The sequence below is a fragment of the Staphylococcus sp. GDY8P54P genome, assembly GCF_017892645.1.
Taxonomy (GTDB): Bacteria; Bacillota; Bacilli; order Staphylococcales; family Staphylococcaceae; genus Staphylococcus; species Staphylococcus ureilyticus.
Genome location: NZ_JAESLN010000032.1, coordinates 50849 through 66163, shown reverse-complemented (window position 1 = coordinate 66163; position 15315 = coordinate 50849). Strand labels below are relative to the sequence as shown.

The 15315-nt window shown below is 32.5% G+C and carries 15 protein-coding genes; 12 read left to right on the top strand and 3 right to left on the bottom strand.

Annotated features, from left to right (window positions below; translation table 11 throughout):
- Positions 1-45: 45 nt before the first annotated feature.
- The 4 genes from deoC to KA883_RS10830 all read left to right on the top strand — a co-directional run bounded on the left by deoC (position 46) and on the right by KA883_RS10830 (position 3626).
- The gene (deoC, locus tag KA883_RS10845; RefSeq protein ID WP_210139979.1) at positions 46-708 is read left to right on the top strand and encodes a deoxyribose-phosphate aldolase; all 663 of its coding nucleotides are present in this window, start codon (positions 46-48) and stop codon (positions 706-708) included.
- Positions 709-775: 67 nt separating this feature from the next.
- Positions 776-2077 carry a pyrimidine-nucleoside phosphorylase gene (locus KA883_RS10840; protein ID WP_046207734.1) on the top strand — a complete coding sequence of 434 codons (1302 nt, stop codon included), beginning with the start codon at positions 776-778 and terminating at the stop codon, positions 2075-2077.
- Between the two features lie 11 nt (positions 2078-2088).
- Positions 2089-3276 carry a phosphopentomutase gene (gene deoB / locus KA883_RS10835; RefSeq protein ID WP_046207735.1) on the top strand — a complete coding sequence of 396 codons (1188 nt, stop codon included), beginning with the start codon at positions 2089-2091 and terminating at the stop codon, positions 3274-3276.
- Entirely contained in the window at positions 3273-3626 is a 354-nt protein-coding gene (locus KA883_RS10830; RefSeq protein WP_046207736.1) for a DoxX family protein, read from the top strand. The genes deoB and KA883_RS10830 overlap by 4 nt, the downstream gene beginning before the upstream one ends.
- 793 nt (positions 3627-4419) lie before the next feature.
- Here KA883_RS10830 and KA883_RS10825 read toward each other — a convergent pair.
- Positions 4420-4890, bottom strand: a complete 471-nt coding sequence (locus KA883_RS10825; RefSeq protein WP_046207737.1) for an S-ribosylhomocysteine lyase — start codon at positions 4888-4890, stop codon at positions 4420-4422.
- 252 nt (positions 4891-5142) lie between these two features.
- Between KA883_RS10825 and KA883_RS10820 the strand changes: the two genes are divergently transcribed.
- From KA883_RS10820 to KA883_RS10810, 3 genes are all read left to right on the top strand, one after another.
- Positions 5143-6327: a M20 family metallopeptidase gene (locus KA883_RS10820; protein ID WP_046207738.1), complete on the top strand. Its 1185-nt coding sequence runs from the start codon at positions 5143-5145 to the stop codon at positions 6325-6327.
- Entirely contained in the window at positions 6324-7517 is a 1194-nt protein-coding gene (ldmS, locus tag KA883_RS10815) for an L-aspartate--L-methionine ligase LdmS (RefSeq protein WP_046207739.1), read from the top strand. Before KA883_RS10820 ends, ldmS begins: the two co-directional genes overlap by 4 nt.
- Before the next feature lie 164 nt (positions 7518-7681).
- Entirely contained in the window at positions 7682-8347 is a 666-nt protein-coding gene (locus tag KA883_RS10810) for a DUF2750 domain-containing protein (protein ID WP_046207740.1), read from the top strand.
- A 141-nt stretch (positions 8348-8488) separates the two neighbouring features.
- Here KA883_RS10810 and coaW read toward each other — a convergent pair whose 3' ends face one another.
- Positions 8489-9289 (bottom strand): type II pantothenate kinase, encoded by an 801-nt coding sequence (coaW, locus tag KA883_RS10805; protein ID WP_046207741.1) that lies wholly within the window; start codon positions 9287-9289, stop codon positions 8489-8491.
- Between the two features lie 91 nt (positions 9290-9380).
- Here coaW and KA883_RS10800 point away from each other — a divergent pair, with 91 nt between their 5' ends.
- The 4 genes from KA883_RS10800 to KA883_RS10785 all read left to right on the top strand — a co-directional run bounded on the left by KA883_RS10800 (position 9381) and on the right by KA883_RS10785 (position 13287).
- Positions 9381-9746, top strand: a complete 366-nt coding sequence (locus KA883_RS10800) for a VOC family protein (protein WP_046207742.1) — start codon at positions 9381-9383, stop codon at positions 9744-9746.
- Between the two features lie 86 nt (positions 9747-9832).
- A complete protein-coding gene (locus tag KA883_RS10795) occupies positions 9833-10693 on the top strand; it encodes a GNAT family N-acetyltransferase (RefSeq protein WP_046207743.1) in 861 nt (286 codons plus the stop codon).
- A 115-nt stretch (positions 10694-10808) separates the two neighbouring features.
- On the top strand, positions 10809-11351 hold the full coding sequence (gene rpoE / locus KA883_RS10790) for a DNA-directed RNA polymerase subunit delta (protein WP_019468279.1): 543 nt from the start codon (positions 10809-10811) through the stop codon (positions 11349-11351).
- 325 nt (positions 11352-11676) lie between these two features.
- Positions 11677-13287, top strand: coding sequence for a CTP synthase (locus tag KA883_RS10785; RefSeq protein ID WP_046207744.1), 1611 nt, complete (start codon positions 11677-11679; stop codon positions 13285-13287).
- Positions 13288-13391: 104 nt separating this feature from the next.
- Here the strand turns inward: KA883_RS10785 and KA883_RS10780 are convergent, their stop codons facing one another.
- A complete protein-coding gene (locus tag KA883_RS10780) occupies positions 13392-13913 on the bottom strand; it encodes a DUF2529 family protein (protein ID WP_046207745.1) in 522 nt (173 codons plus the stop codon).
- 220 nt (positions 13914-14133) lie between these two features.
- Here KA883_RS10780 and fdaB point away from each other — a divergent pair, with 220 nt between their 5' ends.
- A complete protein-coding gene (gene fdaB / locus KA883_RS10775) occupies positions 14134-14994 on the top strand; it encodes a class IIb fructose-bisphosphate aldolase FdaB (protein WP_046207746.1) in 861 nt (286 codons plus the stop codon).
- The last annotated feature ends 321 nt before the right edge of the window (positions 14995-15315 follow it).

Here is a 15315-nt window from a genome sequence, read left to right as displayed (position 1 = left end):
GAATTAGAATAATTTCATACAGTTAATATATTAGGAGGAATTAGAATGAATTATGCAAAATATATAGATCACACTTTACTAAAACCGGAGTCTACTAGAGCACAAGTAGATAAAATTCTTGATGAGGCAACAGAATACCATTTTAAGTCAGTGTGTATTAACCCTACACATGTTAAATACGCAGCTGATAAATTACAAGATACTGACGTATTAGTATGTACAGTTATTGGTTTTCCATTAGGTGCTACAAATACTGAAGTGAAAGTGTTTGAAGTAGAAGATGCTATTAAAAATGGCGCATCAGAAGTAGATATGGTTATCAATATTGGTGCCTTAAAAGACGGACGTTATGATGAAGTCCAAAAAGATATTGAAGGCGTAGTAGCAGCAGCTAATGGTAAAACGGTAAAAGTAATTATTGAAACTTGCCTTTTAACTGATGATGAAAAAGTAAAAGCTTGCGAACTCAGTAAAGCAGCAGGTGCTGACTTTGTGAAAACATCAACTGGATTTGCTGGTGGTGGTGCCACACCTGAGGATGTTAAATTAATGAAAGATGCAGTCGGAGATGCATTAGAAGTTAAAGCTTCAGGTGGTGTCAGAAACTTAGAAGATTTCAATAAAATGCTAGAAGCTGGTGCTACTCGAATTGGCGCTAGTGCAGGTGTACAGATCATCCAAGGATTAGAAAGTAATTCAGATTATTAATCACTATCTTTAAGTTTAAAATGAGACATATAAAGACATAAATGTCTAACAGGGGAGGCCAACTCAAATGAGAATGGTAGATATTATTGAAAAGAAACGTGATGGTCAAGCTTTAACAAATGAAGAAATAGAATTCTTTATTAATGCTTATACCAGTGGTGAAATACCAGATTATCAAGCTTCGAGTTTAGCGATGGCAATTTTTTTCCAGGATATGAATGATCAAGAAAGAGCAGCACTTACAATGGCAATGGTTAATTCTGGTGACGTGATTGATTTATCAGCGATTAATGGGATAAAAGTTGATAAACATTCTACAGGTGGTGTTGGAGATACAACTACACTAGTATTAGCTCCATTAGTAGCTTCTGTTGGTGTTCCTGTGGCTAAGATGAGTGGTAGAGGATTAGGTCATACTGGCGGCACAATTGATAAATTAGAATCAGTTGAAGGGTTTCACGTTGAAATTAGTGAAGATAAATTTGTTGAACTTGTAAATGAAGCAAAAGTAGCTGTAATAGGACAAACTGGGAATTTAACACCGGCAGACAAAAAACTTTATGGCTTACGTGATGTGACTGGAACAGTTAATTCAATACCACTGATTGCATCTTCTATTATGAGTAAAAAAATTGCCGCTGGCGCTGATGCTATTGTATTGGATGTCAAAACAGGCAATGGTGCCTTTATGAAAACAATCGAAGATGCTGAAGCACTTGCACATGCGATGGTTAGTATTGGTAATAATGTTGGCCGAAACACGATGGCGATTATTTCAGACATGAGTCAACCATTAGGTAATGCAATAGGTAATGCCTTAGAAGTTAAAGAGGCGATTGAAACACTGAAAGGTCAAGGTCCAAAAGATTTAACTGAGTTAGTTATGACTTTAGGTTCGCAAATGGTAGTGGTTGGCGGCAAAGCTAAAGATTTAGAGGAAGCCCAAGCATTATTAGAAAAAGCAATTGAAGATGGTTCAGCATTGGAAAGTTTCCGTACATTTTTAGAAAATCAAGACGGTGATGGCTCAGTAGTTGATGATGTTAGTAAACTACCACAAGCGCGTTTTCAAATTGATTTACTTTCGCATAAATCTGGTACAGTAACCGAAATTATTGCCAATGAAATCGGTGTTGCATCTATGATGTTAGGGGCAGGTAGACAAACTAAAGAAGATGATATTGATTTAAGTGTTGGCATTGTCCTTCACAAAAAAGTAGGAGATTCAGTTGATGAAGGCGAAGCTTTATTAACGATTCATAGTAACCGTGAGCAAATTAATGATGTTAAGGAAAAATTAAATCAAAGCATTACGATAAGTTCACACGGCGAAGTTCCTACGTTGATTCATAAAATAATTACTGAATAGGAGATGGAATGATGGCTATACCATTTAAAAGGGTACATTTAATTGTCATGGATTCAGTGGGTATAGGCGAAGGGCCTGATGCAAAAGCATTTAATGATGAAGGTAGTCACACTTTGAAGCATACGCTTGAAGGTTTTGATAAATCATTACCTAATTTACAAAGGTTAGGTCTAGGTAATATCGCTGCATTACCTAATGTCGAAAAAGTGTCTAAACCAGAAGCGTTTTATACTAAGATGAGTGAAGCTTCTGTAGGTAAGGATACGATGACGGGCCATTGGGAAATTATGGGCTTAAATATTATGCAACCTTTTAAAGTTTATCCTGATGGATTTCCACAAGAATTAATCAGTGAAATTGAAACGATGACAGGTCGAAAAGTAGTTGCAAACAGACCAGCTTCTGGTACACAAATTATTGATGAGTGGGGAGAGCATCAGATGAAAACTGGAGACCTGATTGTCTATACATCAGCAGATCCAGTACTTCAAATTGCGGCACATGAAGATATTATTCCACTCGAAGAATTGTATGATATTTGTGAAAAAGTAAGAGAACTAACTAAAGATCCAAAATATTTAATTGGTCGAATCATTGCACGACCATATGTAGGTGAACCAGGTGCTTTTACAAGAACTTCTAATCGACATGATTATGCGTTAAAACCATTTGGACGAACAGTGATGAATGAGTTGAAAGAGAATCAATTTGATGTGATTGCATTAGGAAAAATCAATGACATTTATGATGGTGAAGGTGTTACTGAAGCAATTCGAACAAAAAGCAATATGGATGGCATGGATAAGCTCATAGAAACTGTACAACGTGAATTTAAGGGGTTAAGTTTCTTGAATTTAGTGGATTTTGACGCTCTGTATGGACATCGACGTGATAAAAATGGATATGCTGAGGCATTGAAAGATTTTGATGAGCGTTTACCAGAACTTATCAAACATCTTAAAGATGACGACTTAGTAATCATTACTGCAGACCACGGCAATGATCCTACGGCACCGGGGACAGATCATACAAGAGAATACATCCCAGTCTTAATGTTTAGTCCTAAAATAAAAGATTACCATGAACTATCTACGGACGATACGTTTAGTTCTATAGGTGCTACAATTGCGGATAATTTTGACGTTACATTACCAGAATTTGGTCGAAGCTATTTAAAAGAAATGGGTGTCGATAAATGAAGCGGTTATTAAGCTTGATTTTAGGCTGTGGCTTCATGATTATTGGTGTCTTACATTTTAAACATGAGTCACGTTTTAGAAAAATTGTACCTGAATATTTACCACTTAGAAAATCTGCGGTTATTATTTCGGGTGTAGTCGAAATAATTTTTGGCTTGCTTTTAATAGTTAATAGACCTGGCCAATGTCTCAAGAAAATGATTAATATGTTTTTATTAGCAGTATTGCCTGCAAATATTTATATGGCAAGAAAAAAATTGCCACTAGGCGATAAACAACTGCCGAATAGTTTGTTATACAGTCGAATCCCACTACAATTTGTCTTAATAAAAATCGTGAACAAACTATAGAGTGAACAATCAATAGTTGCGTGACTGGATATACATTATAAAGCGCCATGGTTAGAATGCTCTGATTATAGACTAAACGCCAATTTCTATTAAATTAATATAGAAATTGGCGTTTTCTATGTTTTATATATCATAGTTAAGGTGTAAACTTGAAAAAACAAAACTTAAACGATAACATCATTTCTTTTAAAAATAAAGTTTTATAGCTGAGTCGAAACATGCGGACAGCCAAGGTAACCTTATAATTTGAGCGGTTGCATGTTCAAACTTTACAAAAATATATTTCTGATAAACATAAACGTTTAAAAATGGAAAAAATATAAAAAATACCATTTTTCAATTTTGTTTTAATTATCATTAGCGCATTGAGTTACTACTTTTTTATATTAAATGCCATTAAAACAAAGAAATAAAGATTCAAATATGGACTTGTTTTTAAAGTGTTTTAATGTGAAATTACATATAAATACGTTGTATTTTGGCGAGACGCTTGAGGGAACGGAACAATCTGAAAACTACAGGCTGAAGTCGTCCTCTTAAGCAAGCGAGCCAACAATAATACGCCGCAATATTGAATAATAAAGAAGCACGCAGATGTATTAATTAAATCATCTGCGTGCTATTTTTCTAGGTTTTATGTCTCAGATTCTTGTGTATTTTGACATTAGATGATAACGATTCAAATCAAGCAATCTTTTTAAATAAATTAGAATATTGTCAGTGCTTATTCAAAAATAGTTACTTATATTTTGAATTTGATTTTTGTATCTTATTTTACAACGGTAATAAGATATTATTTGCCTTCGCCATAAATATCATGCCATTGATTCTTTTTATCTAAAAATGCTTGTGCAATTTCTTTGGCACCTTCTAATGAATGGCTAGCAGCCCAACCACATTGTACTTCATTACATGCTGGAACTTCTGTAGCAGATAATACATCTTGAAGTGTTTGTTCAATTATACTTAACACATCATCATAATCACTATGATTGATAAAAGATACGTAAAAACCAGTTTGACAACCCATTGGACTTATATCAACAACTTTATCTGAATGATTTCTAATATTTTCAGCCATTAAATGTTCAAGTGAGTGCAAACCAGGCATTTCCATATGTTCTTTGTTTGGTTGTTTAAAACGAATGTCATATTTATGGATAACATCTCCATTAGCACCTTCCATTTTACCTGCAAGTCGAACAAATGGTGCTACTACTTTGGTATGATCTAAATTAAAACTTTCAACGTTCATTTTTGGCATGTGATGTCCTCCTAAAATAATAATTATCATAATTGTAACAAGACGTAACGCTATTTACAATTTCTATAAATTTTAGAAAACACAACTAAATATCATTTTTTAAAATTTCAGAAAAATAATGACAGAATTAATCAAAACGGATAGAATAAGTAATAATAAAAATGTATTTTGCACATTTAGTATTAAATATGCTTTATTTATAAGTTTTATAATACGTGTGAAATGTTGTAGTACAAGGGAGTTGTATTGAAAATGACACATGAACAAATCATATTAGATTATATAGAAAATGAAAAATTAACATACATAGAATTGAGTCACCTTATTCATCAAAGACCTGAATTAGGTAATGAAGAAATATTTGCTTCTAGAACGTTAATTGAAGATTTAGAGAAGCATGGGTTTGAAGTTGAAACAAATATTGCAGGTTATGCTACAGGCTTTATTGCGCGTTATGATTCAGACATCGATGGACCAACTATTGGTTTTTTAGCAGAATATGATGCTTTACCAGGCTTAGGACATGCTTGTGGACACAATATTATAGGTACGGCAAGTACATTTGCTGGTATAGCTTTGAAGCAAGTGATTGAACAAACAGGTGGAAAAGTAGTAATACTTGGTTGTCCAGCCGAAGAGGGTGGTGTCAATGGTAGCGCAAAAGCTGCTTACGTTAAAGAAGGTATTGTAGATGAAATGGATGTTGCTTTAATGGTACATCCCGGAAATGAAACTTACAAAACAATTAACACATTAGCGGTAGATGTTTTAGACATTAAATTTTATGGTAAAAGTACACATGCGTCTGAGAATGCTGAAGAAGCAAGAAATGCTTTAGATGCAATGATTACATATTTTAATGGCGTGGCTCAGCTAAGACAGCATATCAAAAAAAGTCAAAAAGTTCATGGTGTTATATTAGATGGTGGAAAAGCTGCTAATATTATCCCAGACTACACACATGCGCGCTTTTATACACGTGCAACATCTCGTAAAGAATTGGATATTTTAACTGATAGAGTAGGGCAAATTGCAAAAGGAGCCGCGATTCAAACGGGATGTGACTATGAATTTGGTCCCATACAAAATGGTGTTAATGAATTTATTAAAACACCCAAATTAGATGATTTATTTGCAAAATATGCTACGAAAATGGGAGAGGCAGTGATAGATGATGATTTTGGTTTTGGCTCGACAGATACGGGTAATGTAAGTCACGTTGTACCAACGATTCATCCTCATATTAAAATAGGTTCTAGAAATTTAGTGGGACATACACATCGTTTTCGAGAGGCGGCAGGAAGTGCCCATGGAGATCAAGCTTTAATAAGAGGTGCTAAAATCCTTGCATTAATGGGATTAGAATTAATAGAAAATCAAGCAGAACTTAATGAAATAGTTGAACAGCACCACTATATAAAGGGGAACAAAAAATGAAAAAACTAAGTACTCAACACCCTAAATTAACACTTAGTGATTTATACAATGATGATGTCGTATATACTTCTAGACCATCTTATATTTCCAATCCATGGTTAGAACCAGAGGAACATCAATCTAATTTTTTGACTGGTAGGGAATTGATTATAGCTGATCAAATGCCTGTTATTGTGCATCAAGCAAGTGTCACAAAGAAATTGGAAATGTTATTGGAATTGATTGGCAAACCAATGCCGACCAATATCTATACTTTTTATGATCAAACTTCGTACGAAAAAACAATAAAAAAACTTGCCAAACAAGACAATAAACGCATTTATTTTCAATATATTCATAGTGAATCTATTTTAGAAAAAGAATATTACGCAATGGATAAAGATATTTTTGTTGCATTAAATAATAAAGCACGCATTCCAGAATGGACGAATCAAAAATATTTACCTGCACGTGAAGTGGTAAAAGTAGAAGCGTTTGAAGATGCGATTACAAACTGGACGTTTCCTTTTGTCTTGAAGCCTGGTGATGACTTACCAACTGCAGGCGGTTATGGCGTGATGATATGTTATGACGATGAGGACTTGATTAAAGCAAAATCACGTATTGAACAAGCAAAAGATGAGACTGACACAATTATTATCGAACAAAAAATTCAGGAAATAGCTAATTATTGCGTGCAATTTGCATGTGAAAAAGAAGGGGATATTCACTATATAGGTACATCAGAGCAAATTACAGACAAATATGGACATTATAGTGGTAATCAAAATGTACATGATGTGCCTGAATCAGTCATTCAAGCAGGCAAAGAAATCATGGAAATAGGTGTGTCGAAAGGTTATTTTGGCATTGCGGGTTTTGATTTACTTATAGATGAGCACGGTGATATATTTGCGATTGATTTAAATTTTAGACAAAATGGCTCAACAAGCATGCTTTTATTAGATCCATTAATTCAGTCTGGATATCAAAAGTTTTATAGTTATATCGCACCTCATGATAATGAACATTTCTTCCAAACAATTATAAAATATGTTCGTAAGGGTTGCTTGTTTCCGCTATCATATTATGATGGTGATTGGTATAATAATGAAAACGTTCCTTCAAGATTTGCATGTATTTGGCATGGACAGTCTCAAGAACAAGTTGATAAACTAGAACAACAATTTTTAAAAGAATTAAAAATATAATCAGTAATATAGGAAAAATTCAGTTAATAGGATTTGTTAACTTAGTTTATTGTTTAGATATATTAAAATTTTAATATTTATTGTATGACGTTAATTGACTATAGTATTATACTCATTTATATTTTAAATATAGTTAAATATTTTAATGAATTGAAGGTGTGATTATGTCTTATAAAGCAAGTTCATTTTTTCAAGATATTCTGGTAAATGAATATTTTTATATAGCAACAAAGTCAAAACAACTAATTAGACATGAAATTTTAGGGAAAGATGTCATTTGTGTTTGGACTCAAAAAGAAACAGCTGAAACATTCTTAAATAAACATGACACCGATTATGATAAGATTAAAAAAATTGATATTGATCGTTTCGTAACATATGAAATGGATGATGTGTTTGCAGAAGGTGAAGAAGTGTTGATGAATGCTTCATCTCAGACAGATGGTGATTTAGTAAATATTATTGATTTTACAAATGAATTGATGTCAGATTTAGATGAAATTCGTCTCAAAGAATTTGTTATTGATGTAGCAGAAGAAGATGCTGTATTTGGTTTAACTAATAAAGATGCCAAACAATTCATTATGATTAGTGATGATGAGCATCAAAAACCACATATTATGCCGGTGTGGAGTATTAGAAATAGGGTAGAAAAAGTAAGAAATGAAGATTTTGAAGAATGCGATATTATTGAAATAGAGGGTGAAGTCTTCGCAGAATGGTTAGATACTTTAAGAGATGATGACAAAGCAGTAGCGATTGATTTGAAATCAGGCGTTGTAGGTACCGTAGTCTCAGCTCAGAAAGTATTAGATCAATTACCGTTTTAATATCATTGAATACAAGCACTGTTGGAAGTAATTATTCCGTTTGAATGAATAGTGATATTCAAACGGAATAATTACGTTCATTTTTTACCGTGACATAAGTAAAGAAAAAACAATTCTTTACATTTATGTCATGGTATTTTTTTAACTTAAATGAATTGCGCCTAGTGCACCGGAAAAGGCACCGTGTTCAATATAAAATGGTTTAAAACCACGTAATACCGTATAATCTTTAACAACTTCTTTAAGTAAATGATTATTGTGGAACGAAGAACCGATATAAGCTACGTTTTCTGTACCATATTCTCTCGCTACTGTAATAGACATCGTAGTAATGACTTCTCCCACTACACCAATCAATGAAGCTAATTTGTCAGAATCTGAAAAATCCTTGTCTAAATTATGCAACACATGACCGAAATTAGCAGCAGTTAAATCTCCTGAAATAGGAGGTTCACTATCTTTATAGATATGTTTTACTTTTAAATCAATAAATTCGCGATCTCCTTTTTGGGCAGTATCTGTCAATTGTTTGTAATCTTTTAATCCAGTTAATAAATAACCCAAGCCTTGTATCATACCACCGCCTGTACCGACACCACCAACACGTTGTTGTTCTTTGCCATTTGAATAATGCAATGATGTTCCAGTACCAACATTAGTAAAAATATAATTATCTAAATGATGACCTTGTTCTTCTAACAAGAGTTCTAAACCTTTTGCAGCAGCATCAAACTCTACAAAAATACGAGATTCACAATTTAAACTATTTTGAATTGTCCCAGCTTGCCCCCCTGTTAAACTAATACTTTCACAAGATTGTTGTTCCAACCATTCAATGACGTCATTTATTTCAGTAGTTAATTTTGTAGTATATTGTCGTTTACCATTATCATCTTGAACAATTTTTATAAGTGTTCCGCCGGCATCAATGCCTATTTTCATCTGTGTACCTCCTAAAAAATTTACATTATAACTTATATTATAATAAAATGAGGTAAAATCAAATATAGAAAATTAGAAAGGAATGGTTTTAATGAAATTAAGCCCTTTTATTAAAGTAGATGATGTAGAACAAGCATTAACATTTTATAAAAATGCGTTTGGTGGTAGCGAAAAAATATTAAACGAAACAAACGGTAAAACTTTACACGCGGAGCTCCATATTAATGAAACAGTTGTATTACATATTTCCAGCACATATGGACGGGAATGGAGCAATGACAACACAAATATAATTTTAACTTTCGACGATTTGGAAACTCAAAAACAAGTATATGATAAATTAAGCGAAGCGGGAGACGCACATATGCCTCTGTCTAAAACATTTTTTAATGCGATGCATGGACAAGTGAAAGACCAATTTGAAGTCAACTGGCTCATGAATTGTTTCTTAGACTAATAAGACAAAATGTTCAACTTTCGATTATACTAGTGTAAAAGTGGTATTAATAACTAATAAAAGTTAAACACAATAGGGGATATAATATGTTTATTAAAGAAACGTTTGAAAATATTACAATACAAGTTTTTGAAGAAAAATATAAATCAGCTGTTTGTCATTTTAAATTAAGTGAGCGCCAACAGATATATTCTTCATTGCCAAAAGATGTGCTTAGTGATGCGTTGAAGGATAACGACCGAGTAGCTAATATTGCTTTGAATGATGAAGGAGAAGTAGTAGGTTTTTTTGTCTTACATCAATATTATCAACATGAAGGCTACGATACGCCTAAACAAGTTATATATGTTCGTTCTTTATCTGTAAACGAAGATTTTCAAGGGTTTGGGTATGGTACAAAAATGATGATGTATTTGCCACAATATGTTCAAAAGTTATTTCCAAATTTTAATCATTTATACTTAGTTGTAGATGCGGAAAATAAAGGTGCATGGAATGTATATGAACGTGCAGGTTTTATGCATGCTGCCACAAAAGAAGAAGGCCCGATTGGCAAAGAACGTCTATATTATTTAGATTTAGATTCTAAACATGTATCTTCTTTAAAGCTAACAGCAAATGGAGATACATCACCTTATGATGTGCATATTATTGATATGATGAAAGACGATAATAAGGTAGGTTTTATAGCAATTGAGCAACATGAACAGCGTATGAATATTAATTCAATTGAAGTTGATAAAGCAGAGAGACATAACGGTATAGCGGAAAGTGCATTGAGACAATTACCTACATATATTCGAAAACATTTTGAAGGTATAAAACTAATAACGATTACACTTTATGGGGAAAATAATGAATTAAAACCACTATGTATAAACAGTAATTTTGTTGAAATTGAAAAGGCAGAAGATTTTTCTGTTTTTGAAAAATATATTAATTATTAATAGTGTTTGCGAAATCAGGGATTGTCATTTATAATTTACTTTTGTTATTATTACTTAAGATGAATAGTACTGATTTGGATAAATGCATAAATGCCTCTGAAAGGAAGAATAAATAATGAGAATTCAAGATTACACTAAAGAAATGGTTGACGAGAAATCATTTATTGATATGGCCTACACATTATTACTTGAAAAAGGCGATACAATGAACTTATATGATATTATTGACGAATTTAAAGCTTTAGGTCATTACGAAGACCACGAAATTGAAAATAGAATTGTTCAATTCTATACAGACTTAAACACAGATGGTCGTTTCCTAAATGTTGGAGAAAACATATGGGGCTTACGTGATTGGTATTCAGTTGCCGATATTGAAGAAAAAATAGCACCAACTATCCAAAAATTCGACATTTTAGACGATGACGATGAAGAAGATAAAACATTAAAATTACTTGGTGAAGATGAGGCAGACGACGATGATGACATCCCAGCAGTCACTGATGACCAAGAGACAATCGAAGAACCTGATGAAGAAGAAGTTGACGAAGAGATTCCTGAAAATGAAATCGTTATTGATGAAGACGATGACGAAGATGAAGATTTAGAAGAAGACGAAGATGAATATGATGAAGAGGAAGAAGACGAAGAAAATTAATCAATAATCTATCAATATTCATTTGACTTTTTCTGCGAAAATGATAAAATTTTATTCGGGCTCCTTTAATTAGGACGACGTGTATAAATGTTATACGCTCCCCCTTGCAAATGCTGTGAGAGGGAGCGATTTTTTTATTTAAATGACTATACAAATTTTATAAAATTTTAATTTATGACGTTATTTTTAGTGAATATAATGACATTTAAAAATTATAACGCTTAGACGTTTACATAAATTATAACTATTTCAATGATTAATGAAACATGCCATAAATTTTTGTTGGTATTGTGGGAATGACTGTTTTAATAATAGGAGGCAGAAAATGACAAAATTTATTTTTGTAACTGGTGGAGTTGTATCTTCACTAGGTAAAGGTATCACAGCAGCATCTTTAGGACGTTTATTAAAAGATAGAGGATTAAAAGTTACAATACAAAAATTTGATCCCTATTTAAATGTTGACCCAGGTACAATGAGTCCATACCAACACGGTGAAGTATTTGTTACTGATGATGGTGCGGAAACAGATTTAGACTTAGGACATTATGAAAGATTTATTGACATTAATTTAAATAAGTATTCAAATGTTACTGCTGGTAAAGTTTATTCACATGTTTTGAAAAAAGAACGCCGTGGGGATTATCTTGGTGGTACAGTTCAAGTAATTCCTCATATTACAAATGAAATTAAAGAGCGTTTACTTTTAGCAGGAGAAAGTACGAATGCTGATGTAGTTATTACTGAAATTGGCGGTACTACTGGAGATATTGAATCATTACCATTTATAGAAGCGATTAGACAAATTCGTAGTGACTTGGGTCGTGAAAATGTCATGTACGTACATTGTACACTTTTACCATTTATAAAAGCTGCCGGTGAAATGAAAACCAAGCCCACACAACATAGTGTTAAAGAACTTCGTGGGTTGGGTATTCAACCAGACTTAATCGTAGTACGTACAGAATATGAATTAACACAAGATTTAAAAGATAAAATTGCTTTATTCTGTGATATTAACAAAGAAAGTGTCATTGAATGTCGCGATGCAGATTCACTTTATGAAATTCCATTACAATTAAGTAAGCAGGACATGGATGATATTGTAATTCAACGCTTAGAACTTAACGCTAAGTATGAAACTCAGTTAGACGAATGGCAGTATTTACTAGATACAGTAAACAGTTTAGATGGCAAAATAACTATCGGCTTAGTTGGTAAATATGTAAGTCTTCAAGATGCTTATTTATCAGTAGTTGAATCGTTAAAACATGCAGGTTATCCATTTAAAAAGGATATTGAAGTTAAGTGGATAGATTCTAGTGAGGTAACTGATGAAAATGTACATGATATACTGAATGATGTTGATGGCATTTTAGTTCCTGGTGGATTTGGATTCAGAGCAAGTGAAGGAAAAATATCCGCTATCAAATACGCGAGAGAGAATAATGTACCATACTTCGGTATCTGCTTAGGAATGCAACTTGCTACAGTAGAGTTTGCAAGAAATGTACTTGGCTTAGAAAATGCACATTCTGCAGAATTAGATCCCTCAACGCCACATCCGATCATTGACCTATTGCCCGAACAGAAAGACATTGAAGATTTAGGTGGTACGTTAAGATTAGGGCTATACCCATGTCATATTAAAGAAGGAACTTTAGCGCATAAAATCTATGACGCAGTAGATATAGAAGAAAGACATCGTCATCGTTATGAGTTCAATAATGAATATAGAGATCAACTAGAAGAAAAAGGTATGATTTTCTCTGGAACTAGTCCAGACGGTAGATTGATTGAAATGGTAGAAATTCCTGAAAATGATTTCTTCGTTGCATGTCAATTTCATCCAGAATTCTTATCTAGACCTAATCGACCACAACCTATATTCAAAGCATTTGTAGAAGCATCATTGAATCATCAACAAACAAAGTAAATATTGATTAAAAAGGCTGAAACGATGACATTCGTTTCAGCCTTTTTAAAGTTAGTTTGTTTATTAAATTAGATGAGATATGAAGAATAATAGTGATTTAGATGTTAAAGATTTAAATCTCTAACCATTTCAACCATTTGTGTATATATATCATAATAAATGTAGTTGAATGCAATTGGATGTGGTATAACAATTTTATCGTAATCTTCGGTATACACAATAGGTCTTGGTGTACTTAGATTAACAAAATGAAATAAATGATCTGGAAAATTTCCTGTTTTTGGTTTATTACAAATTAAGACAAAATCTACATCATTTGCAATTAATGACTTAACATCATTTTCAACATTCTCAGTATAGTAAGGGGAAAAAAGAAACACTCTATCTGTTGTGTCAATATCTTCGAATGTATTAAGTGAAGATAATGCAACACTAGATTCTAACTTTTCATTACTATTTAAAATATAATTTTCAAAAAAATTCAAGTCCCCATAACCTTTGACAAACACATTACCTTCTCCACCTATTGCTTGAATTAAGCATTGAGCTGCCATTTGAATATCTAAATCTTGTGCTTCAATTCGATTGAAAACACCATTTAATTGTGTGTTTAAAATTTTAGACATATATGTACCTCCGATCTATTCACTCAACTTATTTTAAATAATGATAGAAAATATTGCAATTTTATATAAAAATATGAATGCTAAAGACTGATTTAAATGAAATAAATTAAAAAAATAAATTAAAAACGCTTACAAATGAATAGAAGAATGCAAATTGTTTGGGATTTTGATATAATTAAATTGTAAAAATATGTGCTCAATGCACTAAGGAGGAACTTTCATGCCTTTAGTTTCAATGAAAGAAATGTTAATCGATGCAAAAGAAAATGGTTATGCGGTTGGCCAATACAACTTAAATAACTTAGAATTTACACAAGCGATATTGGAAGCTTCACAAGAAGAAAATGCTCCAGTTATTTTAGGAGTTTCTGAAGGTGCAGCACGTTATATGGGTGGATTCTATACAGTAGTTAAAATGGTAGAAGGATTAATGCACGATAAAGAAATTTCGATTCCAGTTGCAATTCACTTAGACCATGGTTCAAGTTTTGATAAATGTAAAGAAGCTATCGATGCTGGATTTACATCAGTTATGATTGATGCTTCTCATGAGTCATTTGAAGATAACGTAGCAATTACATCAAAAGTAGTTGAATATGCTCACGAACATGGTGTATCGGTAGAAGCTGAATTAGGTACAGTAGGTGGACAAGAAGACGATGTTGTTGCTGAAGGTGTTATTTATGCAGATCCTAAAGAATGTCAAGAGCTTGTTGAAAGAACAGGTATTGATACTTTAGCGCCAGCGTTAGGTTCAGTTCACGGACCGTATAAAGGTGAACCAAAATTAGGATTTAAAGAAATGGAAGAAATTGGTGCTTCAACTGGCTTACCATTAGTATTACATGGTGGAACTGGTATCCCAACTAAAGATATTCAAAAAGCGATTCCATTTGGCACTGCAAAAATCAATGTTAATACAGAAAATCAAATTGCTTCTGCAAAAGCAGTACGTGAAGCTTTAGACAATGATAAAGAAATGTATGATCCTCGTAAGTATTTAGGACCAGCACGTGAAGCGATTAAAACAACAGTAGTGGGTAAAATTAAAGAGTTTGGTACATCAAATAGAGCTAAATAATCCGCCTATAATAGAAAGATGCATATTTTAAAGTAATCTTGATGATTCAATCGGTAAGGCTGTGACAATTTTTAATGTCGCAGTCTTATTTTTTTATGTTATAATCTATGAGCGTTAAAATTAAGCAAATTGAAATATCAACATAAATTTTAAACAGAAATAAGATAAATAAGATTTGAACCCTATTAAATCGGGAATAAAAATATCATTATAGTATACATAAAAGTGAAGCAATACATAATTTAAAATTAAAAAAGTTTTGTTTCATTGGTGTGTTTTGCAAACTTCATTTTTTTACTTTATAATGCAAATAATGTAATT